Here is a 23,447-nt window from a genome sequence, read left to right on the forward strand (position 1 = left end):
TCATATGAAAAATATCTTCGTTAAGTCGGCCCTAGCACTCACCCTGGGCCTGGCGGGCTGCAAAGACGCTCTCGATATTCAGCCCCAGCAAAGCATCGACCTTTCCACGGCCTTCAACACGTCGCAGAAAGTAGGCGCGGCCGTGGTGGGCTGTTACGCCCAACTCGACAATTCCAGCCTTTACGGCACCGACCTCATTCTGGTGCCCGAGCTGATGGCCAGCGACAACTACATCACCTGGCGCGGGTCGTTTCAGAACTACGCGCAGCTGGCCAATCACATTCAAAATGCACAGATTTCCAACGCCTTAGAGATATGGCGGCAGGCCTATGCCAACATCAACCAGACCAACCTGGTGCTGGCTAACCTGAGCGTGGTAACTGACAGCGCCCAGCGCAAGCAGTTTCGGGGCGAGATGCACTTTATCCGGGCGGCCATGTACTTCGAACTGGTGCGCCTCTATGCCCAGCAGTACAAAGCCGGCGGCGCTAATACGCAGCCCGGGGTGCCCATCAACCTGACCGCTAACAACACCATCGCGCAGGCCGACGTCAAGCTGTCGCGCGCCACCGTGCAGCAGGTATACACGCAGGTCATCAGTGATTTGCAGGCCGCTATGAAAGGGCTGCCCGCGCTTAATGTGACCCGCGCCTCGTCGTACTCGGCCGAAGCGCTACTGGCGCGCGTGTACTTGCAGCAGGGCAACTATACCGCTGCCCGCGCCGCCGCCGACGACGTCATTACGAACAGCGGCGCAGCCTTGGCCGGCACACTGGCCGCCGTGTTTGCCAACCGCAACAGCGCCGAAAGCCTGTTTGAAGTGCAGCAAAACGACCAGAACAACGCCGGCACCGCCAACAGCGGCCTGGCCACGTTCTTCGCAGGCTACAGCCCCACCGGCGACCAGGGTATTCTGTATGGGCGTAGCGATGTGCAAGTAAATGGGTCCTTCGCGGCGCTCTACGGCCCGCCCACCGGCCCCGACGTGCGCGGCACCGACTCACTCACGATTCTGCAAACCAAGAAGCTCATTTACCTGAGCGACGGTAACAACCGTCCCAACCAGCTACGTACAGCCAAGTGGCGTACCTACGGCCAGAATATTCCGCTCATTCGCCTGGCCGAGATGTACCTCATCCGGTCTGAGTGCGATATCCGAGCCGGTAATTCGGGGCTAACCGACCTTAACCGCGTGCGGCAGCGCTCGGGCGCCACGCCCCTGACCAGCGCCACCCTTAGCGACGTGCTGCTGGAGCGGCAGCTGGAACTCGCTTTCGAGGGTTTCCGCCTCTACGACCTCAAGCGCAATAACTTGAATGTGCGCGAGTTTCAACCCGCCGTACCGGCTACCCCTACCGACCCCGGCTCGCCTGCCATTCCGGCCATCAACGCCAACGACCCCAAGGAGATTCTGCCCATCCCGTACCAAGAAATCAACAATAACCCGAACCTAACGCAAAACCCGAGCTACTAGACCGCCGGGCTTGCGCCAACAAAAAAGACCCGCGCCGGTGGCGCGGGTCTTTTCATTTTTACCTGTCTTTCGGCGCGGCTACTCGCCGTTGTCATCGGCCGCACGCTCAAAATCCAGCCCGCGCGCCAGCTCCACGGCTTCGTCTTCGACCTGGGCCAGCAGGTCGGGGCGTCGGCATCGAGGGTGCGGGCGAAAAAGTCTAGCAGCGCCTCGCCTTCGTCATTGACGTAGAGGTTGGTATAAATCTGCTCGAAAAGCTTGTTTTCCTTACCGATTTGCTTGTCGATGTCCTGCGGCGACTTGGCCGTGTTGAGGGCGCGGTGCAGCACGTCGGCCGCGCGGCGCGCTTCGTCGTGGTCGCCGAGGTCGGCCAACAGGCGCAGCAGGCTAGCCGCCACGCCCAGGCGCCACTGCTCAAAGCGGAACGGCTGCTCGGTCTGGCTAGCCCGCTCGAAGCCGGCGGCGGCCCCGAGCGTGGCTGGTGTGAGGTAATGCGCCACATCGGCGGGCGCACGGAAGGCTAGGCGCAGCAGCGTTTCGTAGGTCGTCATTTTTGTTAATTTAGAATTTGGAATAGGTAATGAGGAATTGATTCTGCTGAAATTATAAATTCCAACTTCCTCATTCTTTATTCCTAGCTACCCCCACACCTGCCAGATAAACAGCGAAGCCAGGTAGGCTAGCCCGGTCATGTACACGAGCTGACCCAGCGGCCAGCGCCAGCTTTTGGTTTCGCGGTAGGTAACGGCCAGCGTGCTCATGCACTGCATGGCAAAGACGTAGAACACGAGCAGCGACAGCGCCCGCACCGGCGTAAAAAACGGCCGGCCCTGCGCGTCTTTTTCGCTGGCTAGCTTCTGCTGCACGGTGCCGAGGTCAGCATCCTGGCCCACGCTGTAAATGGTGCTCATGGTGCCCACAAACACCTCGCGGGCGGCGAAGGACGTGAGCAGCGCGATGCCGATTTTCCAGTCGAAGCCCAGTGGGCGGATAACTGGCTCAATGACGTGGCCGAAAGTGCCGGCGTAGGAAGTTTCGAGCCGGGCCGAAGCTACGCGGCGCTCGGTTTCGGCGGCGGGCCAGCGCTGGGCGGCAGCTTGCTGCTGCACCTGCGCGGCGGCTTGCGCTTGGCGCTGGCCGGGGCCGTAGCTGGCCAGCACCCACAGCAGCACCGAAATGGCCACAATTACTTTGCCGGCCTGCAGCACAAAAGCCTTGACTTTCTCCACGATAGTCAGGCCCACGTTTTTCCAGCGCGGCCAGCGGTACACCGGGAATTCCATGATGAAGTAGCTGCGCTCGCGGGCCTTGAGCACAGTTTTGAGCAGCAGCGCCGAGAGCAGGGCCGACACTAGGCCCAGCAGGTAGAGGCCCATGAGCACCAGCCCGCGCAGGTTGAAGAGGCCTAGCCAGCTTTCGTCGGGCACCACCAGAGCTACTAGCACGGTATATACCGGGATGCGCGCCGAGCAAGACATCAGCGGCGTGACAAAAATGGTGAGCATGCGGTCCTTCCAGCTCTCGATGGTGCGCGCGCCCATAATGGCCGGCACCGCGCATGCCAGCCCCGAGATGAGCGGCACCACGCTCTTGCCGCTCAGCCCGAAGGGCCGCATCAGCTTGTCCATGAGGAAGGTAACCCGGGCCATGTAGCCGGTTTCTTCCAGCACCGCCAAAAAGGCAAAGAGCAGGGCAATCTGCGGAATAAATATGAGCACCCCCCCTAGCCCGGCAATGACGCCCTCGGTGAGCAGCCGCACCAGCGGCCCGTGAAACCGCGCCTGAATGGCCGCACTCAGCGTCGCAATACCTTGGTCGATAAGGTCCATTGGGTATTGCGCCCAGGCAAAAATGGCTTGAAACAGCAGAAAGAGGGTAGCCAGGAAAATAAGATAGCCCAATACCCGGTGCGTCAACACCTTATCAATGCGGTTAGATGCCGGCTCGCGGCGCTCGGTGCGCGTCACGGTCACTACTTCCAGCAGCAGCTCGTTGATACTGGCGTAGCGACCCACCGTTTCGGCCGCTTGCTGGGCCGTTGAGTCAAACGCGTACTGCTCAGTAAGTTGCGCTAAGTAAGTGCGATCTTCCTCACTCAAAAAATGCAGCTGCCGAAACTGGTGCGCGTAGTGCAGCGCTAGGTAGTCGTTGGGCAGGTCGAAATGCTGGCGAATGGCCGCCAGCAGCGGCCGCAGTTCCGCACTAGGCTGCCAGAAGCGGCCGGCGGGCGGGCGGGCGGCTAGCCGGTCGGCCATGACGATGCGCAACGCCGCCAGCCCTACGCCCTTGCGGGCATTCATGGGCACCACCGGCACCCCCAGCTCGCGCTCCAGCCCCACTACATCGAGCTGAATGCCGCGCTCGGCGGCCACGTCGGTCATGTTCAGGGCCAGGATGGCGGGCAAGCCCAGGTCGGCCAACTGCGAAAACAGCAGTAGGCTGCGGCGCAGGTTACTGGCATCCACGGTTACTACCACAAAATCGGGGTAGTCGGGCGAGAGCGGATTATAAAGCAGGTCGGCGATGACGCGCTCGTCGAGGCTTTTGGGGTAGAGCGAGTAGGTGCCGGGCAGGTCTACCACTTCGGCCCGGCGCTGGCCCCCTAGCTGGGCGATGCCGGTTTTGCGGTCTACCGTCACGCCCGGAAAGTTGCCGACTTTCTGATTCAGGCCCGTAAGCTGGTTGAAGAGCGAGGTCTTACCCGAGTTGGGGTTGCCGATGAGGGCCAGGCGGGGCAGGCGCTCGGCCAGGGGCGCCGCGCCCCGGTGCCGGGTTGCGGCCCTACGGGCCGCGCGTCCTGAATAACACCCGCCATAGAGCTGTGGGTTAGTCTTTTAGCTGAATAGTAATGGCTTCGCTCACGCGCAGTGACAGCGTATACTCCTCGTCGCCGAGCACCAGCATCAGTGGGTCGCCGAGGGGGGCACGGCCGGCTAGCCGTACCTGCGTGCCCGGAATGCAGCCCATCTCAAGGAGTTTGAGCGCCATTTGGGGGTCTTTGAGGCAGCACACGGTGGCCGACTCGCCAGGGCGCAGGTCGTTGGCGGTGCGGCGGGTAGTGGCCGACTGCGAGGCAGCCACGGGAGCGGAGCGACGGAAAAGAGCCACGAGTAAGGAGCTGGAGTTATTTAGATTCAATTCAAACAAAGATACGGCCGTTTGGTTGGCGCGGCCAAGTAAGCCTAATTTTTTTGCGCTCAAAAGGCGGCGAAAATCACTATTCCGGCCATTTGGAAAGGTCTGATTAGTAAGCCGAAATTTTGTTCATCTGTAAATGTGGTAACCATAAGCTCTTTCGCTTATTTTTGCACTAGCCAGTCCTTTAACCCATCTCAAATGTTCCAACGTTTATTTTATTTTGCATTATTCTTATGCGTAGCTAGTGGGGCCGCGCACGCGCAGACCACTCCCCCAGCCGCGTCGATGCTAGCCGGCAAAATCATTGACAAGGCAACGAAAGAACCATTGCCTTTCACGTCCCTCAGCCTGAAAGAAGAGCAAACGGGCGCCCTCAGCAATGAGTTTGGGGTATTTCAACTGCCGGGGCCGTTGAAAAACGAAACCGACTCGCTTATCGTGATGGCGCTGGGCTACGAGCACCTTGCCATTGCGGTGCAGCGCGGCAAGCCGCTGGCCAACTTGGTACTGGAAGTGAACCGGCGTGCTATCGCGCTGAGCAACGTGACCGTGAAGGGCGGCAAGGTGAAAAACCTGGAACTGGGCGCCAACTCCAACCACCCCGGCGATGGCCTGCTGCAAGGCCAGCCGGGCGGGCAGTACGCTTTCTTTGTGAAGAACGACAAGAACAAGCGGCTGGGTAATATCCGCTCAGTGTCGTTTTATATTGGGGAGAACGGCTTCCCGCGCGAGCCGTTCCGGGTGCGCCTTTACAAGCCCGATGGCAACTACAATGCGCCCAATACGGACATCCTCACCGACAACGTGGTAGTATCGGCCCCCAAAGGCGGCCAGTGGTACACCGTGGACCTGACGCCCTACAACGTGGTGGCGCCCGAGGAAGGCTTCTTCGTGGCAATGGAGTGGATTGTGAGCGGCGACAAGTTTTTCAACACCAATTTCATGGACGATAACTACACGCCCTATGGCCAGATTATGCGCCCCACGTTCGAGTTTAAGGAGAGCCGCACCTGGACCTACAGCATCGCCAAGGGCTGGACGCTGCTCACGATGGCTACCGCCGCCGGCCAGCACTACAACGCCATGATTAAGGCCGAAGTAGACATGATTAAGTAAGCGCTGCCAGTAGATTAGCTTTTTTCTTACGCAGAGCCCGGCTAGCTGGGCTCTGCTTGTTTTAGGACGCGGCGAGCGAGACTTTGCGGATTACTGGGCACAGCACAGAGCTTTATCAAAAAAATACCATTATCATACACTCTCCGCTTCGCCTTAAAATGCCTCTTATGCGCTGAAAAGGCGTATTTTTCAGAAATTTTTATTATACCCCACTGACAACCGAACGGGCTTAATTAAATTTGTACGCCGCGTTCTTATTCATTTTACTTTTTCTGTATGATTAAGCGTTTACTATTCTCTTTACTGGTCGCTAGCCTGCTGCCCGCGCTAGGGTGGGCCCAGCAGGAAGGCCGCATTACGGGCCGCGTGGTGGATGAAAAAACCCAGGACCCAATTCCGTTTGCCTCTATCAACCTGCGCGAAGAGCAGACCGGTGCCCTCACCAACGAGTACGGCTACTTTCAGCTAGCCATGCCCACCAAGGTAACCGAAGACTCGGTCATTGTGATGGCGCTAGGCTACAAGCGCACGGCGCTCTTCGTGAAGCGCGGCGCCAATATGGAGGAAATCATTATTCAGCTACCCAAGCAGGCCATCGCGCTGGCCAACGTGCAGGTCGAGACAAAGGGTGTGAAGCCGACGCTGCTCGGGGCGCACTCCAACTCGCCGGCGGCGGGCATGATTCAGGGCATGCCGGGCAGCCAGTACGCCTTCATGTGCAAGAACGACAAGGCTAAAAAGCTTGGGCTCATTCGCACGGTGTCGTTTTTCATTGGTGAGAATGGCTTCCCGCGCGAGCCGTTCCGGGTGCGCATTTACAAGGCCAACGGCAACTATAATGCGCCCAACGAAGACATGCTCACCGAGAGCGTGATTGTGTCGGCGGCGCGCGGCGGCGAGTGGTTCACGGTCGATTTATCGCCCTACAACCTGGTGGCGCCCGAGGAAGGCTTTTACGTGGCGATGGAGTGGATTGTGAGCGGCGATAAATTCTATACTACTAATTTTATGGATAACTACACGCCCTACGGCCAGATTCTGCGGCCCACGTTTGAGTTTAAGGACAGCCGCACCTGGAGCTACGCCATCGGCCGGGGCTGGAACCTGGTGACCCTAGCCAACGGCGGCTCGCACTTCAACGCCATGATGCGCGCCGAAGTAGACGCCTATAAATAAGACCTATCGTTTCGGCAAAAAGCTAAAAAGGCCGGCTTCCCCAACGGGAGGCCGGCCTTTTACATTGACTGTAGCCTAGTGGGCTAGCGCACGCGCACGGCGATTTCGACGCGGCGGTTTTCCTGGCGGCCGGCGGCCGTGGCATTAGTGGCGGCCGGCTGGCTTTCGCCGAAAGCCTCGGTGCTGAGGTGGTCGGCGGGCAGCTTATTAGTGGTGATGAGGTAGTTTTTCACCGCCTCGGCGCGCTGCTGGCTCAGGGCGCGGTTGTAGCTTTTGTCGCCACGCGCGTCGGCAAAGCCCAGCACGCGCACATCCTTGCCGGGATAGCGCTTGCTGATGGAGGCACTGATTTGCTTGAGTGCCTCGGCCGCACTCGGCTTGATAGTGGCCTTATTGGTGTCGAAAAGCACCTTTTCTTCCAGGCCATATACCTCGTAATCCTCGTTGCCACGCACGGTTACGCCACTCAAGTTCACTTCGGGCAGCTTCACGTCGGCCAGCTTGGCCTTGGTAAGGTCGAAGGTATTGCTCACGGCACTACCTACTTTGCTAGCAGCACTATCGACCGAGTTGGCGGCATTAGTGGCAACGTCGCTCACCGTTTTGCCGGTGCGGGCAACTACGGCCGTATCGGCAGTAGCATCGCCGAGGGTGGTTTTTTCATCCGACTTTTTCAAGTCGTTGCAGCTAGCCAGCAGCACCGAGGCTGCCAGCAGGGAATAGGCGAATTTTGCCATGAAATAGGGGGTAAGGTGCCGCTTTCGGGGGAGAAAGCGCCCTTCCTGTACGCAGACCGGTAGCCGAATGTTAGCGGGCCGACGTAGGCGGGCTGCCGGCCGGGGCCGGGGCCGGCGGCGCCTGGGTGGCTAGCCAGGCGCGCACCGCTTCGGCAGCGGCCGGCGAAAAGTTGGGCTGCGGCTGCCCGCCTACGATGGGCCACTGGTCGGGCGCCGGCTGAAACAAGTGGTTGACGCCCGGCAGCTTGCGCGCCGTTACCGACTTATTGGCCTTCAGGCCTTTTACCAGCGCGCTCAGGTTGTTGTCGGGGTTGATGACCGTGTCGGCGCTGCCGTAGAGCAGCAGCACGGGGCAGGTTACGCTGGCCAGGTTTTCGGCCGGGTCAAAGCCCAGGAAATAGCGGTAGGGCGGCGAAGTCATTTCGGCGGCGCGGGCCTGCACGGCAGCATTATCAAGCACTGGGTTATTCTGCTTCAAGATATTAGCCACAATGGCCTGGGCCTGACTACGGTTGATAGTTTGCCGGATGGCGTCGATTATCGCCTTCTGGCGCTTTATTACGATGTCGAGCTGGGCCGGGGCTAGCTGCAAGCTGCGCAAAGTAGCTTCCTGCTGCTGCATGGCAATGTCGCCGCCCGGCAGCCCGTAGGGGGCTAGCCCCACTACAAACGCCGGAGGGGTGGGCTGGGCCGCCGCCAGCAGGGCCACGTTGCCGCCTTCACCGTGCCCCACCAGGCCCACTTGCTTAGCCACGATTTCGGGGCGGGCGCGCAGGAAGGCCAGCGCGGCCTGGGCATCGCCGAGCTGGTCGGCTAGGGTAGCCTGGGCATCGCCGCCCGATTGCCCGGTGCCGCGGTCGTCGAAGCGCAGCACCGCGATGCCGCGCCGCGTCAGAAAATCGGCCAGCCGGCCAATGGGCGCGAAGTCATTCACGGTGCCGTTGCGGTCCTGGGCACCCACATCGCTGAGCAAAGCCACGGCCGGAAACGGCCCCGGCCCGGCGGGCACGGTGAGCGTGCCCGCCAGCTGCACGCCCGCCTTGGCATTGCTAAACGTCACATTTTCTTCGCGGTAGGGCGGCGTAAGGCGGGGCCGGGCGGCCTGCTGCGGCACGGTGCGCGTGAGCGTAAGCGGCACCTCAAAGCCCGGCTGCTGCCAGGCACCTTGCAGCTGCTTGCCGTCGGGCAGCAGGCGCCCGGTGAAGCGGCAGTTGGCTTCGGCCGACACGAACACTACCGTATCGGCGTGAGTCGTTACCGTAACGGCCAGATTATTAACCCGCTGCAACGGCACGTCGAGCGTCGCGAAATAGTCGCCGCTGCTGAGCTTGACGAGGCGAAATGTCACATCGAGCTGGCCGCCGGGCAGCTTCAAAGGGCCTTTCCAGAGACCGTCGAGCGGGTCGGGGGCCGGCGGGACTGTGGCGCGGCCGGGCAGCGCCAGCGTGAGCAGCAGGGCTAGCAGCGAGTAGAACCTAAGTCGAATAGCAGTCATTTACACGTGAATAAATTAGCGGGCCGGGTGCTGGCACAATTCCGAACGCTAATTTATTACCGGCTACGCATTTGCCCAGCGCGCAGCCCAACTAATCCGCAGCTAACTATCTATTCAGCAATTCGTAAGCACGCTCACTATTCGCTCACGAACACCCGCTTCACGCGCTCGCTCACGTTGGTGAGTAGCTCATACGGGATGGTGCCGATGCGCTGGGCCAATTCGCTCGTACTCAATCCTTCACCAAATACTACGGCCACGTCGCCGGGCCGGGCCTCGGGCACGTTGGTCACGTCCACCATCACCATATCCATGCACACCGAGCCTACCACCGGCGCGCGGCGGCCGTGCAGCAGCACCAGCCCCTGGCCGTTGGAGAAGCGCCGGTCGTAGCCATCGGCGTAGCCAATGGCCAGCGTAGCCACGCGGCGCTCGTGAGCCGTGGCGGCGCCCCGGCGGCCGTAGCCCACGGTGCTGCCGGCGGGCAGGGTTTTTATTTGGGAGATAGTGGTTTTCAACGTGCTCACCGGCAGCAGATTATGCGCCTCCTCGGCGCCGGCCTCCACGCCGTAGAGCCCCACACCGAGCCGCACCATGTCGAGCTGCGCCTCCGGGAAACGCCGGATGCCGGCCGAGTTGAGCGCGTGCTTGAGCGCCGGGTAGCCCAGCACCTGCTCGATGGCGGCGGCCATGCGCCGGAAGGTGGCGAGCTGCTGCTGCGTAAAATCGTCGTGGCTAGGGTCGTCGGCGGCGGCGAGGTGCGTCATGATGCCCGCTACCGGCAGGGCGGCGCGGTGGGCGGCCAGCAGCGCCAGCAAGTCGGGCAATTCCTCTTCGGCGAAGCCTAGCCGGCGCATGCCGGTGTCGAGCTTGAGGTGCAGCGACGGCAGCGGGCCGGCGCCGTCGGCGCTGGCTTCGCGGGCCGCTTGCAGGTAGTCGCGCAGGCGCTCGATAGAGTAGATTTCCGGCTCCAGCCGATAGCGCCGCAGCTGGTCAAACGAGTCAGGACCAGGATTCAGCACCATGATGGGCAGGCTGATACCGTTGTCGCGCAGCTGCTGGCCTTCATCGGCGTAGGCCACGGCCAGATAGTCGGCCCGCTGAAATTCGAGCAGGCTAGCCACTTCATACGAGCCGCTGCCGTAGGCAAAGGCCTTCACCATCACCATGAGCTTAGTGCCCGGCTTGAGGCGCTGGCGGTAGTACTGGAGGTTGTGCGTCAGTGCGTCGAGGTTTACTTCCAGCACCGTGCCGTGCTGGGGCTGCTGCAAGGCCGCCACCACCCGCTCGAAGCCAAAGCGCCGGGCACCCTTGATTAGTATCGTTTCGTTCTGAAAATCAGCCGGTCGCAAGTCGGCTAGCAGCGCCTCGGTGGTGGGGTAAAACTGAGTTTTGAATTTTGAATGCTGAATTTTGAGTTGGCTATCCTTCACTTCTTCAAACTCATGACTCAGCGCATCCCCCACCCCGATGAGCCGCGTCACGCCGTGGGCCTGCACCAGCGCCGCCACGCGGCCGTAGAGCTCGGCAGTACCCAAGCCCGATTCGAGCACGTCGCTGAGAATGAGCGTACGGCCACCGGGCCGGGCCTGCCGGCTCAGCGCATCGAGGGCTAGCGAGAGGCCAGCCAGGTCGTTGTTGTAGGTATCGTCGAGCAGGTAGCAGCCGTGGCGGCCGGCCTTCATTTCGAGGCGCATGGCCACGGGGTGCAGGCGCAGCAGCCGGCGCTGCATCTCGGCCGGGGCCAGGGCGTGGGCGGGGTCGAGCTGGCGCCAGAGCAGCACGGCCAGGCAGTGCAGGGCATTTTCGACCGAGGGCTCGTCGGCGAAGGGCAGCGTGAAGCGCGCGGCGGCGCGCAAGGCCAGGTGCTCGGCCGGAAAGTGCGCGGTGGCCGCCGTTTCGCTCAGCCGCACCCGCACGGTGGTGGTGCCCGCCGTGGTGGGCTTAAGGCGAAAGCGCAGGGCCGCACCGGGGGCATTGTGGCGCGTCCAGGCCAGGGCAGGTAGGCCACGCGTCCGCACGGCCGCGTGCACCAGGGGCTGGTCGGCGCAGTACACGAGTAGTTCGAAGCCGGGCTGCTCGAATAGCCGCAGCTTTTCAGTCAGCTTTTCTTCTGCTGAGGCAAAGCCCGCGTCGTGGGCCGTGCCCAGCGTAGTAAAAATGCCGTGCGTGGGCCGGATAATGCTGGCTAGCCTTTGCATCTCGCCGCGCTCCGAAATACCGGCCTCGAAGATGCCCAGCGTGTGCCGGCCGGGCGCCAGCTCCCACACGCTCAGCGGCACGCCCACCTGCGAGTTGTAGCTCTTAGGCGAGCGGCAAATATCTTCGTCGGGGGCCAGCAGCTGGGCTAGCCACTCCTTCACAATAGTCTTGCCATTGGAGCCCGTGATGGCCCACACCGGCCCGGCAAAAGCCGCCCGGTGGCGCGCGGCCAGCGCTTGCAGCGCGGCCAGCGTATCGGCCACCCGCACGAAACCCGCGCCGGCAAACGGCACCAGGCTAGCCGGCGGATGGCTCACCACGAATAACCGCACTCCCTTGGCGTACAGCGCGGCCAGGTGCTGGTGGCCGTCGTGGTTAGGCCCGCGCAGGGCAAAGAATACGGCGCCTTCTACCAGGCCCACGCGGCGGCTGTCGAGCAGCAGCGTGGTCAAGGCATCGTTGGTGGCGGGGGCTTGCAGCAGGGTGCCACCGAGCAGGGCGGGCAGGTCGGAAAAGCGGATGGGCATGGCCCGGCAAAGGTCGGGCAGTAGCACGACGCTTCGCGCCACTGCCTAAAAATCGGTTGGCTCGCCGAGGTAGGCGAAGTCGTCGATTTCTTTTAGTAGGCGCTGCAATTTGTCGCGCACCATCTGGTAAGCGAAGCCGCCGAGCAGCAAATGCACCGGCGGGTTGGGCAGGCGCACGAGCTGGTACATGGCTTCGGCAGCCTTCACCGGGTCGCCGGCCTGGTTGCCGTCGCGGCCCAGCGAAGCCTGGAGGCCCACGCCCACAGTGTCGGCGTAGTCGGCGATTTTATTCTCGGTATAGGTGGCCGACTCGCCGGCCCACTTGGTGCGAAACGGCCCCGGCTCCACGTTGGTCACGTGGATGCCCAGTGGCCTCAGCTGCGCGGCCAGGCTCTCGCCGATACCTTCGAGCGCAAACTTTGAGGCGTTGTAAATGCCCGCGTGCGCCATGCCGATAAAGCCGCCCACCGAGGTTACGTTGAGAATGTGGCCGGCCCGGCGCTCGCGCAGGTGCGGCAGCACCGCCCGAATGATGCGCAGAGGCCCCGTTATGTTCACGTTGAACTGCCGAATAGTTTCGGCTTCGGTAATCTCCTCGATGCTGCCCAGCGAGCCGTAGCCGGCGTTGTTCACCACCACATCGAGGTGGCCGAAGGCGGCAATAGCGTGCGCCACGGCGCCAGTTATCTGGGCAGCGTCGGTCACATCGACCAGCACGCCCAAGCTCTGGCCGGGCTTGCGCCGGGTAAATTCTTCAACCTGCGGCGACTGCCGGAAGGTGGCCACCACGCGCTCGCCCTTGTCGAGCAGCACGCTAGCCAGCGCCTCGCCAAGGCCGGTCGAGGCCCCGGTAATAAACCAGGTTTTTTGGGTATCAGACATGAGATTAGTCTTGTGGAATGAGGCAGCAAGACACGCAGCGCGGGTCGATTGTTTTTACCAGCGGGGTTGAAAATGAAGCGGAAAATATTGTCTGTGGCTGGCACGAACTATTCTGTGCTAGCCAGGCACAGGCACTTCATTCTATGCATCCCCCGCCCCGGCGCTACCTTCGGGCTTTAGTTGCCTACTCGTAGTTAAGCGCCCGATGGCCGTTTCCGCTTCTTCTTCTCCTGCACCCGCGCCGCTGTGGCAGCGGGCCTGGCCGCACGTGCTGGCCATGTTGTTTTTCGTGGTGCTGGCCGTGGCCTACTTCGCACCCATCGTGTTTGAGCACCAGACGCTGGCGCAGCACGACATCACCCAGTTTCAGGGCGGCGCGCACGAGACGCAGCAGTGGGCCGCCGAGCACGGCCACGAGCCGCTGTGGACCAACTCCATGTTTTCGGGCATGCCGACGTACCTCATCTCGGTGCACTTTCCCGGCGACTTGTTTGTGTACGTGCAAAAGTTTATCGCGCTCGGCCTGCCCGGCGTGGTCAGCAATCTGTTTGTGGCCCTGCTCTGCGGCTACGTGCTGCTGGTGGCGCTGGGCGTGCGGCCCCTGGTGGCGGTGGCCGGCGCGGTGGCGCTGGGCTTTTCGAGCTACAACCTCGCCATTCTGGCGGCCGGGCACAATACCAAGTCGTGGGCGCTGGCCTACGCGCCGCTGGTGCTGGGCGGCCTTCTGCTGGCCATGCGCCAGAATAAGTGGCTGGGGGCCGCGCTCTTCACGCTGGGCCTCACCATGAACGTGCGTGCCAACCACCCGCAGATTACCTACTATCTGGGCTTGCTGGTGGTGATTTACGGGATTATCGAGCTGGTGGCGGCCATCCGGGCCGGGCGGCTACCCGACTTTTTCAGCCGGGTAATTCTGCTAGGGGTGGGCGCGCTACTGGCCGTGGGCGTGAGCTTCGGCCGCCTTTATACCACCTACGAGTACAGCAAATACAGCAATCGCTCGCCCTCCGAGCTGAAAGCCCTGCCGGCCCAGCCCGGCCAGGCGGCCCCCAGCGCCCGGCAGCAAGACCGCGACTACGCCTTCGCCTACAGCTACGGCATCGGCGAAACCATGACCCTGCTGGTGCCCAATTTCTACGGCGGCAGCAGTGCCATGCCGCTGGGCAAGGATTCGCACATCGCCGCCGCCGGCTTACCCGAAGAATACTTGGCTAGCATGCCCACCTACTGGGGCGACCAAAGCTACGTGGCCGGCCCGGTGTACGTGGGCGTCACGGTCTGCTTCCTGTTTGTGCTAGGCCTGTTTGTGGTGGATACCCGCACGCGCTACTGGCTGCTAGCCGGCACGCTGGTGTCGTTTATCCTGGCCTGGGGCAAAAATTTCGAGACGATTAACAACCTGATTTTCGACTATTTGCCGGGCTACCGCAGCTTCCGCGCCGTGAGCATGGGGCTAGTGATGGCCCAGCTAGCCATGCCGCTGCTGGCGGCGCTAGCCCTGTCGCGCATCCTGCGGCCCCGTGCGGTAGTAATGCCGACCGGCCCCGCACCGGTGGCCACCGAGCCGCTGCACCCGGCCCTCGCCAAGGCGGCCCGCGCGGCAGCGGGCGCACCAGCTGTGGCCGTCGATTCGGCTGATAACCTGGCGCGTACCAAGCAATTGCTCTATGCGGGCGCCATTACGGCGGGCTTTCTACTGCTAACCTGGGTGGCTAGCCTCAGCTTTGACTACGCCTCGCCGCAGGATGCCAATTTGACCCAAAGCGGCTTCACGCCGCAGCTGCTGAGCGCCCTGCGCGCCGACCGCGCCGACCTGCTGCACAACGACATCTGGCGCGGACTGCTCTTTGTGGGCCTCACCCTGGCGGCGCTGTATTTTTATTTGAAGGGCAAAATCGACGCCCGCATTGCGGCCGTGGCGGTGGCCGCGCTGGTGCTGCTCGACCTCTGGACGGTGGACAAGCGCTACCTGGGCGAAAAGAATTTCCAGACCGAAACCATTGCCGAGAGCTTTCAGCCCACACCCGCCGACACGCAGATTTTGCAAGATAAAGACCTGAGCTACCGCGTGCTCAACCTGGGCAACCCCTTTAACGAAGCCCGTACTTCGTACTTCCACAAGAGCATCGGCGGCTACCACGGCGCCAAGCTGCGCCGCTACCAAGACCTCATCGAGCGCCAGATTTCGCAGAATAATACCGGCGTGCTCAACATGCTGAACACGCGCTACGTGCTAGTGCCGCCCCAGAAGCAGGGCGAAACCGAGCAGGTACAGCGCAACCCCGGCGCGCTGGGCAACGCCTGGTTTGTGCACGAACTGAAAGCCGTGGCTAGCCCCGACGCCGAAATGGCGGCGCTGAATACGCTCAACGCCAAGCAGGTAGCCGTGGTGGACACCAAGAAATTTCCCGATGTGAAGCCGGCCGTGTACGCCGACTCGTCGGCCACCATCGCCCTCACCAGCTATGCGCCCGACGCCCTCACCTACCGCTATTCGGCAGCCCAGCCGGGCACAGTCGTGTTCTCCGAAGTGTACTATGCCGATGGCTGGCAGGCTTTTCTGGACGGTAAGCCGGTGCCGCACTTCCGCGCCGACTGGGTGCTACGGGCCATGCAGGTGCCGGCCGGCAGCCACGAAATCAAGTTCGTGTTTGAGCCCAAAGAATATAAGATTGGCAACACGGTATCGCTGCTTTCGAGCATCGGCGTGCTGCTGGCCGTGGGTGCGGCGGGCGTGTTTGGCCGGCGTCGTCGCCGGGCCGGCGAGGTGGCCTAGCCGCGATTACCAATCTTGTAACTGTTATTGCGGGCGCAACCCGTCATCCTATCTTTTCTTTGCAGAAGTATATTGGCGGAGGCCTGGCAGAACAGCCGTGCTTCACGGCGTTGTGCCCGCAATGACAGACGACTTCTACTTGCTGCAACCCATTCCTCACCCGAGCGCCGAGCGGCGGGGCGTGCGCCTGCTGCTCTGGCGCGACGACCTGGTGAACCCCGCCCTGCCCGGCAATAAGGCGCGCAAGCTCAAGTATAATCTGCGTCAGGCCTGGGCCGATGGCCACACCCGCCTGCTCACCTTCGGCGGGGCCTATTCCAACCACCTGGCCGCCGTGGCCGCCGCCGGCCGGCACTACCACTTCGAAACCATTGGCCTGGTGCGCGGCGAGGAGCACCTGCCCCTCAACCCCACCCTGGCCCGCTGCGTGGCCGATGGCATGGCGCTGCACTACCTCGACCGCGCCACCTACCGCCAGCGCGCCGAGCCCGCCTTTCTGGCCGCGCTGCGCCGGCAGTTTGGCCCCGTGTACCTGCTGCCCGAAGGCGGCACCAACGCGCTGGCCCTGCCCGGCGTGGCCGAGCTCATCGGCGAGCTGCGCCTGCACACCGACTTCGACGCCATAGCCGTAGCGGCCGGCACCGGCGGCACCCTGGCCGGCCTGGTGCTGGGCCTGACTGAGGCCGACTACCCGGCCCGCGCAATCGGCGTAGCAGCGCTTAAAGGAGCTGATTTTCTGCGCACTGAGGTAGAGGCGCTGTTAGCCACCGCCGGCGCGGCCGGGGCTAGCTATGAGTTGCACACCGACTATCACTTTGGCGGCTATGCCAAGCTGCCCGCCGAGTTGCGGACGTTCATTCAGCAGTTTGAGGCTGATTATGGCGTGCTGCTCGACCCGATTTATACCGGCAAGCTGCTATTTGGCGTGCTCGACCTCATCGAGCAAGGGCATTTCGCGCCGGGCAGCACCGTAGTGGCCGTGCACACCGGCGGCCTGCAAGCCTGGGCGGGGTTTTCGCAGTGAGCAGTTAGCGATTAACAATTTTAGCAATGGCCTCCTGTTCTGCTGATAACTGTAAGGCTGCCAGCGCAAACACGAACGGCAGCACCGGCGCCAGGAAGCGCACGTCGTAGTCATCGACGGTGAGCATAACCACGGTGGCTTGCAGCAGCGGCACGCCGGCCAGAAACGCCCGGCCCGGCAGCCACACCGAGGCTAGCCGGGTGCCGCGCACCGCCAGGTAGTAGAGCGGCCACAGCACCAGCACACTCAGCAGCTTGTGGCCCAGCGAGTAATAGGGCTTAATGCTGCTGAAAAAGACGAGCAGCTTGCCCAGCATCAGCTTGGCCAGAAAGCCAGGGTTGTGAGCGGCGAAGTAAAGTACCCGCGACATTTGGCCGATGCCGGCGGGCGGCAGCACCAGCGGCGCGCTCGGGTGCACGGCCCACACCGGCGTGGCAAACATCAGCTCGCCGCGCAGGTAGGTTTCAACGATAAAGAAGCTGACCAGCTGATGATTGAGCCACCACACGGCCAGCGGCGAAGCCAGCACCGCGCCACCCACGGCCAGCCAAAATACGCGGCGCCTTCGGGCATAGAGCGTGGCTAGCCCCGCCAGCCCTACTGCGCCCGCCACCACGAAGCCGTTGGGCCGCACCAGCGCCGTGAGTAGTAGCAGACTTATCAGCGTTACCCAGGCTAGCCAGCCGCCATCACGCGTTTTGACCAAAGCCCAAAACGAGAGCACTGACAGACTGATAAACAGCGACTCAGTAAGCAAATAGCAATTGAACTGCTGCACATCGGGCCAGCCCACAAACAGCCCCACCGCCAGCGCCGCCGCGCCGCGCCGCCCGCCTGCCAGCCGCCGCACAGCGCTGTAGAGCGCCAGCGCCGCTAGCCCCGAAATAGCTAGCTGCCCCAGCACAATGCCCCACCAGCCGGCGTGCAGCCGCAGCCACACGCTCTGAAACCACGGGTAGAGGATATAGCGCTGGTTGTGCTCGTACTGAAAATTATCCAGGCCGTTGTTGGCAAAGGTGGCGGGCGCCGTGCCCGGCTCGATTTTGTAGTAGCCGTGCTCGGCCAGGTTGGCGGCGTAGCCCAGGTAGCGGGCGCTGTCGTTGGCGTAGTGCGGGCCGTGGTATTTTAGCAGATAAGCAGCCTGCACCAGCAGCCACAGCCCTGGCAGCAGCCAGCCGTGGTAGCGCCAAAGGCGGCGGACCGGTAACGAAACGAAAGCAGGAAGCGCGGGCATCGGTTGCCAAAGCTACGTATTGCCAACCTCAGGGCCGGGTTTGGGGTATTATTGGGTGAACCTCACAATTTGGCTGGCGCTGGCTAGCCCCTTGCTGCCCGCTATGCTGCCTCGCCTTATTCGCCGCCTCGTTCCGTTGCTTATTCTCGTGGCGCTGGGCGTGTTTTTGTGGCGCAAAATCGGCGCTACGCTGGCTAGCCTCAACCCGCTGGCCGCCCGCGAGCCGCTGGTGACGGTGACGCACAACACGGTGCTCACGCAAGTCGAAGCCCTGGGCAAGCTGGAGCTGGTGCGCTACCGCTTCAAAGACGTAGTGGAGTACAAGCGCTCGGCCAAATACCCGTTTTTACCCGATGCCAAGGCGGCCCTTATCGTGGGCGGCGAGGCCGTGGGCTGCCTCGATTTGCGCAAAATCCGCCCCCAGGACGTAGTGCTTGAGGGCGACTCAGTAGTGCGCATCACCTTACCCGACCCCGAGCTGTGTACTTTCCAGGTCAATCACAACGAAAGCCGCGTATTCAGCACCCAGAACGGCTTTTTTGACGACGCCGGCCTCGTCGATGAGGCCTATCGCTACGCCGAGGCCCAGGTGCGCCGCTCGGCGCTGCAAAGCGGCATCCTGGCCGAAACCCAGCGCAATGCGCAGCAGATTCTGGCACCCATGCTGCACACGCTCACTGGGCGGCGCGTTATTATTGGCCAGCGCCTGGTGGCGCCGGGGCCGGGGCGCAAGCTGTAGCCACCGCCGATTAGCCAATAAAAAAGCACCTCGTGCTGCAACTAGTGCAGCACGAGGTGCTTTTTTCTTTCTAAGCTGCTGAACAGCTTGATTAAGCCGCCCGGAAACCCGTGGCCTGCCGGATGCTGCGCTCGTTGCCGCTGGCCGGGTCGGTATAGCTGTGGTCGCTCACTTCCACTGATAGGTGCTTGCCAATCAGCTGCTTGGTGTCGAGGTCTTTGCCCTCCTGGGGTTTGATGCCCACGGCCGAATACAGCGAGAGAATAATGGGGTGGCCGGCCGGCGAGTTATAAAAACGCTGGGTCACGTAGCCGTCCTCGCTTTCCATGTGCGCGGCAAAAAACGGCACGTTCTGGTGCTCGCTGGTACCCTCCTCAATGCTGGTGATGGTAACGGTGTGGCGGCCATCGGGCAGGAAACCTTTGGCCTCGCCTTTCTCAACTGCAATTTTCATGATGTCAAAAGCTAGATGCTATTTTTGGTAGTACTAACGTAGTTGACAAACAGAAGTTGCCGCCTGGCTAGCTTTCCTCATCGGCCAGCTCGCCCAGCGCCTCCTGTATCAGGTCCGACTCGTAACCTTTTTGGGTGAGGTAGGCCATGAGCTTCATCTTGCGCTTCATGGGGTGGGTTTCCTTTTCGCGGGCGGCGCGCTGGCCTAGTAGCTGCTTCAGCTTATCGTAGTATTCGTCGCCGTCGAGCTCCTTGAGGCCACTCTTGATGCAATACTCGCTCAGGCCTTTGGCCTTCATTTCGAGCTTGATGCGGCGGCGGCCCCAGCCGTTGGTGCGGTGCTTGCCGCGAGCGTAGGCCTGGGCGTAGCGCTCCTCATCGAGCAGCTTTTCGCGGCTCAGGCGGATGATGATTTCGCCGGCTTCGTCTTCGTCGAGGCCGTAGCTTTTGAGCTTTTCCTCCACCTCGCGCTGGGTGCGCTCCTGGTAGGCGCAGTAGGCGGCTATTTTGGGCAGCGCCTCGCCGGGCGTGTAGGTTTTGGGAGCTTTGTCGGGGTTCTTAAACATAGCGCAAAGGTGGGGCCACCGCAAAATACGGGAACGAAGCGGCCGCTGGCTCGTTGTAGAGCCGGGCCGCCCGACTTCCCAACCACCGGCCGTGGCCAAATGTGCCGCCACCAGGGGCGCGCCGCTGCTTTTGCCCCTATGCGCGTTTCGCCCGGAATTCTCTTCATGCTGGCCTCCACGGCGCTGCTGGCCGTCGTCAACGTGGCCGTGAAGAAGCTCGACGGCATGCCCACCGCCGAAATCATTTTCGCCCGCTGCTTTATCTCGCTCACCCTCACCATCATTCAGCTGCGGCGCACCCACACGCCGGTGTGGGGGCCACCCGAGGCGCGCGGTAATTTGTGGGCCAGGGGCATCTTCGGCGCTGGCTCCATCATCGGCGGCTTTCTGGCCCTGAAGGCGCTACCCATTGGCGGGGCCGTCACGCTCAGCTACCTGGCGCCGGTGGTGACGGCGGTGGCCGCCATCGGGCTGGTAGGCGAGCCGCTAAAGCCCTGGCAATGGCTTTTTTATGGGCTAGCGGTGGCGGGCGTACTGCTGGCCAAGGGCACGGCCGGCCTACTCTCGGCCGGAGTACTGATTGGCGTGGGCGCGGCGGTAGCGTCGGGCCTGAGCAGCGTGTTTCTGCGGCGGGTAGGTGATAAAGTCGCGCCGCTGGTGCCGGTGTTCTACTTCAATCTGGTGCCGCTGGCCATCGCGGCGGGCTGGATGCTATTTGACCTGCAACTGCCCCACGGCACCGACTGGGCCTGGCTGGCCCTGGCCGGCGTGTTTACGCACGTGGCCCTGTGGTGCGTCACGCAGGCTTTCCGAAAAAAGCAGGCCAACTTCGTAGCGGCCCTCGATTACCTGGGCCTTCTCTACGCTACCGCACTGGGCTACTTCATTTTTGGCGATAATATCAAGCCTGCGGTGTATCCCGGCATTGGCCTTATTCTGCTAGGGGTACTGCTCAATGCCTGGTATACGAGCCGGCAGGCAAAACGGGCCTAGCGGGGTGTGCCAGGCCCGTTTTTCAAGTATTTCGTTACGTAGCGCGTCATGCTAAGCTCCTCCTGGCATGACCATACTTTTTTTACCGGCCGCGACGGCGCAGCTGTTTTCGTGCCCGGCAGCCAACCTTCTCGCCCGCCCGAGCTTCTAGCTAGCGGCCGGCCTATCTTGCTGCCTATCATTGGAAGTACGCTTACTTATGCCGGTTATTACTCGCAAGTCGTTTCAATACGCAGTCATTTACTGGCTCTTAACGGTCTGCACAGCCCACGCCGGCCTCATCAAGGGGAAAGTCAGCGGCCCCGACGGCGCGGGCCTGCCCTTCGCCAACGTGGCCGTGCGCGGGGCGGCCATCAGCACCGGCACCAACGAGCAGGGCCAGTACCAGCTGCGCCTTGCGGCCGGTGCGTACCAGCTGGTTTTTCAATACGTGGGCTACAGCGCCCGCACCGCAGCCGTGCGCGTGCCGGCCGGCGACTCTACACTCGTGCTCAACGTGGCGCTGGCCCCCGAGGCCTACAGCCTGAACGAAGTGACCGTGCGCGGCTCGGACCGCGACCCGGCCTACGCCATCGTGCAGCACGCGCAGCAGTGGCGGCCCTACTACCGGCGCGAAGTGGCCTCGTTTCGGGCGCGGCTCTACGTCAAGATTCTGGCCCGGCTCAGCGATACGCCGGGCAAGGTGCTGGGCCTCTTTAAGGTGGGGCCCGACATCAAGCCGGGTATCTTTTACCTGGCGGAAAGCCTGTCGGATATTTCCTTTCAGCAGCCCAACGTGATAAAGCAGCGCATGCTGTCGGGGCGGGTGAGCGGCAACACGCGCGGCATCCCCTTTGACCAGGCCAGCGCCGGGGCTAGCCTCAATTTTTACGACAACCTCATCAAGGCACCCTTTGGCGGGCGGGGCTTCGTATCGCCGATTGCGGCCAATGCGGGCTTGTTTTACACCTACGAATTGGTGGGCTCCAGCACGCGCGGCGGCGAAACGGTGCACAAAATCCGCGTCACGCCCCGCCGCCGCAACGACCCGGCGTTTTCGGGCTTTATCTACGTCGTGGATGGGTCGTGGCGCCTGCACTCGGTAGACCTGCGCCTGACCAAAGACGCTCAGCTCGACTACGTCGACGAGCTGCATATCGAGCAGCTTTATGCGCCCGCGCCCGGCGTGCCCTACGCCTGGGTGGTGCAGTCGCAGCAGGCCACGTTCAGCTTTTCGGCGTTCGGCTTCAAGGGTTCGGGCTACGCCACGGGTATTTTGTCGGATTACAGCCGCGTGGTGCCCACCTACCCCGGCCCGCCGGCCGAGCTGGCGCCCAAACCCGAAGCCGCTGGCCCCCAGGCCGTGGCCCCGGTCACGACCAAGGAGCTGACCCAGCAAATCAAGCGCGAAAAGCCCAACCTCAGCGGCCTGGGCCGGCAGGTGCGCCGCCAGGTGCAGCAGGCCCGGCGCGACTCGCTGCGCCAAGACCCGCTAGCCTCGCTGAAGCGCGGCGAGGTAGAGCGCGTGGAAAATGGCGTGAACGACCGCGACAGCACCTATTGGAACCAGGTGCGCCCGGTGCCCCTCACCGAGGAAGAGAAAATCGACTACCACAAAAAAGATAGCAGCGAGGTGGTGCGCAAGTCGCGCCCCTACCAGGACTCGCTCGACCGCAAGCGCAATCAATTGAGCGCGGGCAAGCTGCTGCTTACCGGCTATACCCGCAGCAACACCTTTGCCAAGCGCAGCTTCACGGTGGCGCCCATTTTCAACGAGCTGCAATACAACACGGTAGAGGGCTACGTGCTGAACGCCCAAGCCACCTACACCCAGCGCACCGACAACCGCCGCTTCCTGACCCTAACGCCCACCCTGCGCTACGGCTTCTCGAACCGGCAGCTGCAACCCAGCCTGACTATGAACTGGCAGCTCGACCCGCAGAAGCTGCGCCAAATCGGCCTCATTGCGGGCCGCACCATCGAGAACTTCGACCGCAACTCGCAGCTCACGCCGTTCATCAACTCGGCCTATTCGCTGCTGGCTAATGAGAATTATGCCAAGCTTTACCGCCGCGATGGCGCCGAGCTGAGCTACCTCTGGGAGCCGCTTAATGGCCTCACGGTGCGCGGCGCGGCGAGCTATTTTCAGCGCGTAGAACTCTATAACACCGCCGATTACCTTTGGCACGACGTGCCGGGCCGCGCCTTCACGCCCAACGAGCCGGTGGCCGAGGAGGCCCCCGGCAGCGCCACCGCTTTCGGCCGCAGCAACGCCGCCGTGCTGGGCCTCAGCCTGAGCTACAAGCCGGGCCAGCGCTACATCAGCCGGCCCGATGGCAAGTTCAACCTGGGCTCAAAGTGGCCGACGCTGGGCGCGCAGGCCCGGCTGGCCGTGCCGCACCTGCTGGGCGCCGATGTGCGCTACCTGCTGCTGCAAGCCTCGGTGCGCCACACGCTCAATCTGGGGCTAGCGGGTACTTCCATGGTGCAGGCTATCGTGGGCGGCTTCGCGGGCAAGCAGGAAGGGCTGACGTTCGCCGACTACCGCCACTTTTCGGGCAACCGCACGCTGCTGGCGGCCAATTTCAACGAGTTTCAATTGCTCGATTACTACCAGTACAGCACCCGCGCCAGCTATTTCGAAGGGCATTTCAACCACCACTTCAACGGGTTTATTTTCAACAAAATCCCGCTGCTGCGCGCCCTCAAGTGGCAGGAAGTACTCTCGCTCAATTACCTGCACACCGCCCAGATTGGCCACTACCTGGAGCTAGGGGCGGGCATTGAGCACATTTTCAAGGTGATGCGCGTCGATTTTTACACCGGCCTGCAGAGTGGCCAACACGCGGGCACCGGGCTGCGGGTGGGGCTAGGCTTTTAAAGCTACTGCGTAGCCCGCCTCTAGTGGATTTCGTAAATGGCATTGCTTTTGGGAA

At 62.4% G+C, this 23,447-nt stretch carries 18 protein-coding genes; 8 read left to right on the forward strand and 10 right to left on the reverse strand.

Going from position 1 to position 23,447, the window contains the following annotated elements; translation table 11 throughout:
- Positions 1–4 precede the first annotated feature (4 nt).
- The gene (locus GKZ68_RS13785; RefSeq protein WP_173115757.1) at positions 5–1,474 is read left to right on the forward strand and encodes a RagB/SusD family nutrient uptake outer membrane protein; all 1,470 of its coding nucleotides are present in this window, start codon (positions 5–7) and stop codon (positions 1,472–1,474) included.
- On the opposite strand, the gene GKZ68_RS13790 is transcribed toward GKZ68_RS13785, so the two are convergent.
- The 3 genes from GKZ68_RS13790 to GKZ68_RS13800 all read right to left on the reverse strand — a co-directional run bounded on the left by GKZ68_RS13790 (position 1,471) and on the right by GKZ68_RS13800 (position 4,582).
- Positions 1,471–2,025 carry a hypothetical protein gene (locus tag GKZ68_RS13790; RefSeq protein WP_173115759.1) on the reverse strand — a complete coding sequence of 185 codons (555 nt, stop codon included), beginning with the start codon at positions 2,023–2,025 and terminating at the stop codon, positions 1,471–1,473. The genes GKZ68_RS13785 and GKZ68_RS13790 overlap by 4 nt on opposite strands.
- An 87-nt stretch (positions 2,026–2,112) precedes the next feature.
- The gene (feoB, locus tag GKZ68_RS13795; RefSeq protein ID WP_254244284.1) at positions 2,113–4,224 is read right to left on the reverse strand and encodes a ferrous iron transport protein B; all 2,112 of its coding nucleotides are present in this window, start codon (positions 4,222–4,224) and stop codon (positions 2,113–2,115) included.
- Positions 4,225–4,300: 76 nt separating this feature from the next.
- Complete coding sequence (locus tag GKZ68_RS13800) at positions 4,301–4,582, reverse strand: FeoA family protein (RefSeq protein ID WP_254244005.1); 282 nt, start codon at positions 4,580–4,582, stop codon at positions 4,301–4,303.
- 315 nt (positions 4,583–4,897) lie between these two features.
- On the opposite strand from GKZ68_RS13800, the gene GKZ68_RS13805 reads away from it, so the two are divergent.
- Both GKZ68_RS13805 and GKZ68_RS13810 read left to right on the forward strand, forming a co-directional pair.
- Entirely contained in the window at positions 4,898–5,728 is an 831-nt protein-coding gene (locus GKZ68_RS13805) for a carboxypeptidase-like regulatory domain-containing protein (RefSeq protein WP_302051993.1), read from the forward strand.
- A gap of 276 nt (positions 5,729–6,004) precedes the next feature.
- On the forward strand, positions 6,005–6,904 hold the full coding sequence (locus tag GKZ68_RS13810; RefSeq protein WP_173115763.1) for a carboxypeptidase-like regulatory domain-containing protein: 900 nt from the start codon (positions 6,005–6,007) through the stop codon (positions 6,902–6,904).
- Between the two features lie 83 nt (positions 6,905–6,987).
- Here the strand turns inward: GKZ68_RS13810 and GKZ68_RS13815 are convergent, their stop codons facing one another.
- From GKZ68_RS13815 to GKZ68_RS13830, 4 genes are all read right to left on the reverse strand, one after another.
- Positions 6,988–7,641 (reverse strand): OmpA family protein, encoded by a 654-nt coding sequence (locus GKZ68_RS13815; RefSeq protein ID WP_173115765.1) that lies wholly within the window; start codon positions 7,639–7,641, stop codon positions 6,988–6,990.
- A gap of 70 nt (positions 7,642–7,711) precedes the next feature.
- Positions 7,712–9,136 (reverse strand): S9 family peptidase, encoded by a 1,425-nt coding sequence (locus tag GKZ68_RS13820; RefSeq protein ID WP_173115767.1) that lies wholly within the window; start codon positions 9,134–9,136, stop codon positions 7,712–7,714.
- 137 nt (positions 9,137–9,273) lie between these two features.
- A complete protein-coding gene (locus GKZ68_RS13825; RefSeq protein ID WP_173115769.1) occupies positions 9,274–11,865 on the reverse strand; it encodes a bifunctional UDP-N-acetylmuramoyl-tripeptide:D-alanyl-D-alanine ligase/alanine racemase in 2,592 nt (863 codons plus the stop codon).
- 45 nt (positions 11,866–11,910) lie between these two features.
- Positions 11,911–12,747, reverse strand: coding sequence for an oxidoreductase (locus GKZ68_RS13830; RefSeq protein ID WP_173115771.1), 837 nt, complete (start codon positions 12,745–12,747; stop codon positions 11,911–11,913).
- 205 nt (positions 12,748–12,952) lie between these two features.
- Here GKZ68_RS13830 and GKZ68_RS13835 point away from each other — a divergent pair, with 205 nt between their 5' ends.
- Together GKZ68_RS13835 and GKZ68_RS13840 are read left to right on the forward strand one after the other, a co-directional pair.
- A complete protein-coding gene (locus tag GKZ68_RS13835; protein ID WP_173115773.1) occupies positions 12,953–15,523 on the forward strand; it encodes a YfhO family protein in 2,571 nt (856 codons plus the stop codon).
- A 121-nt stretch (positions 15,524–15,644) separates the two neighbouring features.
- Positions 15,645–16,547 (forward strand): 1-aminocyclopropane-1-carboxylate deaminase/D-cysteine desulfhydrase, encoded by a 903-nt coding sequence (locus GKZ68_RS13840; RefSeq protein ID WP_173115775.1) that lies wholly within the window; start codon positions 15,645–15,647, stop codon positions 16,545–16,547.
- A gap of 4 nt (positions 16,548–16,551) precedes the next feature.
- Here GKZ68_RS13840 and GKZ68_RS13845 read toward each other — a convergent pair whose 3' ends face one another.
- A complete protein-coding gene (locus GKZ68_RS13845; RefSeq protein ID WP_173115777.1) occupies positions 16,552–17,781 on the reverse strand; it encodes a hypothetical protein in 1,230 nt (409 codons plus the stop codon).
- Positions 17,782–17,836: 55 nt separating this feature from the next.
- Between GKZ68_RS13845 and GKZ68_RS13850 the strand changes: the two genes are divergently transcribed.
- On the forward strand, positions 17,837–18,520 hold the full coding sequence (locus tag GKZ68_RS13850) for a DUF4230 domain-containing protein (protein ID WP_254244006.1): 684 nt from the start codon (positions 17,837–17,839) through the stop codon (positions 18,518–18,520).
- Between the two features lie 91 nt (positions 18,521–18,611).
- Here GKZ68_RS13850 and GKZ68_RS13855 read toward each other — a convergent pair whose 3' ends face one another.
- On the reverse strand, positions 18,612–18,974 hold the full coding sequence (locus tag GKZ68_RS13855) for a hypothetical protein (RefSeq protein ID WP_173115779.1): 363 nt from the start codon (positions 18,972–18,974) through the stop codon (positions 18,612–18,614).
- A 67-nt stretch (positions 18,975–19,041) separates the two neighbouring features.
- Positions 19,042–19,539: a regulatory protein RecX gene (locus tag GKZ68_RS13860; protein WP_173115781.1), complete on the reverse strand. Its 498-nt coding sequence runs from the start codon at positions 19,537–19,539 to the stop codon at positions 19,042–19,044.
- A gap of 138 nt (positions 19,540–19,677) precedes the next feature.
- On the opposite strand from GKZ68_RS13860, the gene GKZ68_RS13865 reads away from it, so the two are divergent.
- Together GKZ68_RS13865 and GKZ68_RS13870 are read left to right on the forward strand one after the other, a co-directional pair.
- Entirely contained in the window at positions 19,678–20,532 is an 855-nt protein-coding gene (locus tag GKZ68_RS13865; protein ID WP_173115783.1) for a DMT family transporter, read from the forward strand.
- 199 nt (positions 20,533–20,731) lie between these two features.
- Positions 20,732–23,392: a DUF5686 and carboxypeptidase regulatory-like domain-containing protein gene (locus GKZ68_RS13870; protein WP_173115785.1), complete on the forward strand. Its 2,661-nt coding sequence runs from the start codon at positions 20,732–20,734 to the stop codon at positions 23,390–23,392.
- Positions 23,393–23,447: the final 55 nt, after the last annotated feature.

This window comes from Hymenobacter sp. BRD128 (genome assembly GCF_013256625.1).
Lineage (GTDB): Bacteria > Bacteroidota > Bacteroidia > Cytophagales > Hymenobacteraceae > Hymenobacter.

What these genes read in the sequence shown, in the direction of transcription:
- GKZ68_RS13785 (WP_173115757.1), top strand. Translation starts at nt 5, where the DNA reads ATGAAAAATATCTTCGTTAAGTCGGCCCTAGCACTCACCCTGGGCCTG.
- GKZ68_RS13790 (WP_173115759.1), bottom strand. Translation starts at nt 2,025, where the DNA reads ATGACGACCTACGAAACGCTGCTGCGCCTAGCCTTCCGTGCGCCCGCC.
- GKZ68_RS13805 (WP_302051993.1), top strand. Translation starts at nt 4,898, where the DNA reads ATGCTAGCCGGCAAAATCATTGACAAGGCAACGAAAGAACCATTGCCT.
- GKZ68_RS13810 (WP_173115763.1), top strand. Translation starts at nt 6,005, where the DNA reads ATGATTAAGCGTTTACTATTCTCTTTACTGGTCGCTAGCCTGCTGCCC.
- GKZ68_RS13815 (WP_173115765.1), bottom strand. Translation starts at nt 7,641, where the DNA reads ATGGCAAAATTCGCCTATTCCCTGCTGGCAGCCTCGGTGCTGCTGGCT.
- GKZ68_RS13820 (WP_173115767.1), bottom strand. Translation starts at nt 9,136, where the DNA reads ATGACTGCTATTCGACTTAGGTTCTACTCGCTGCTAGCCCTGCTGCTC.
- GKZ68_RS13825 (WP_173115769.1), bottom strand. Translation starts at nt 11,865, where the DNA reads ATGCCCATCCGCTTTTCCGACCTGCCCGCCCTGCTCGGTGGCACCCTG.
- GKZ68_RS13830 (WP_173115771.1), bottom strand. Translation starts at nt 12,747, where the DNA reads ATGTCTGATACCCAAAAAACCTGGTTTATTACCGGGGCCTCGACCGGC.
- GKZ68_RS13835 (WP_173115773.1), top strand. Translation starts at nt 12,953, where the DNA reads ATGGCCGTTTCCGCTTCTTCTTCTCCTGCACCCGCGCCGCTGTGGCAG.
- GKZ68_RS13840 (WP_173115775.1), top strand. Translation starts at nt 15,645, where the DNA reads ATGACAGACGACTTCTACTTGCTGCAACCCATTCCTCACCCGAGCGCC.
- GKZ68_RS13845 (WP_173115777.1), bottom strand. Translation starts at nt 17,781, where the DNA reads ATGCCCGCGCTTCCTGCTTTCGTTTCGTTACCGGTCCGCCGCCTTTGG.
- GKZ68_RS13855 (WP_173115779.1), bottom strand. Translation starts at nt 18,974, where the DNA reads ATGAAAATTGCAGTTGAGAAAGGCGAGGCCAAAGGTTTCCTGCCCGAT.
- GKZ68_RS13860 (WP_173115781.1), bottom strand. Translation starts at nt 19,539, where the DNA reads ATGTTTAAGAACCCCGACAAAGCTCCCAAAACCTACACGCCCGGCGAG.
- GKZ68_RS13865 (WP_173115783.1), top strand. Translation starts at nt 19,678, where the DNA reads ATGCGCGTTTCGCCCGGAATTCTCTTCATGCTGGCCTCCACGGCGCTG.
- GKZ68_RS13870 (WP_173115785.1), top strand. Translation starts at nt 20,732, where the DNA reads ATGCCGGTTATTACTCGCAAGTCGTTTCAATACGCAGTCATTTACTGG.